General features: G+C 57.5%; 1 protein-coding gene. It reads right to left on the reverse strand.

Annotation, left to right across the window (positions count from 1 at the left end; genetic code table 11):
• The coding region (locus QGG23_08420) for a LysR family transcriptional regulator (GenBank protein ID MDP6049437.1) at nt 1–483 on the reverse strand (483 nt) is incomplete at its 3' end.
• Nucleotides 484–541 lie beyond the last annotated feature (58 nt).

Here is a 541-nt window from a genome sequence, read left to right on the forward strand (position 1 = left end):
AACCTTTAGACCCTTGGCTCTTTCACTCGGGATGCTCAGCTCGATTTCCATGGATTCGATTGCGACAGTGAGCAGGGTGTCTCCATCCCGTTCATCTAATCCCGATACAACCGCACTGAAGCGAACTAGGGGGCGCTCTCTCTCGCTGGTCCCCCAGTTGGTGAGGAGCTCGTTGAGAATGAGTTCGACGTGGGAGAACTCGTCGAGGAATTGACGCCCAACTTCCGTGAGCTCGGCGCCACCGCCCCCTGACCTCCCTCCCTTATGGGACATGACTAGACGTTGTCCGATTTTTTTCTCGGCCTTGTGGATGAGTCCCCAGGCGAACCTGTAGGACATCCCCAGCCCCTCGGCAGAGGCTTTGAGGGTTCCGACCTCCGAGATTTTCCTGAGCAGTCTGTAGAGCCCTGGCCCGAAGACCATCCCCTCGTCTGTCTCCAGCCAGAGCTTGAATGAGGGCCTGTGCCTCGGGGAGTGCGCCATGAATCCTCAGGGAAATGTGACGTTGGGAGCGGATAGCGTTTTCCCATGGAGATGCTAG

This window comes from Candidatus Bathyarchaeota archaeon, assembly GCA_030739585.1.
Taxonomy (GTDB): domain Archaea; phylum Thermoproteota; class Bathyarchaeia; order TCS64; family TCS64.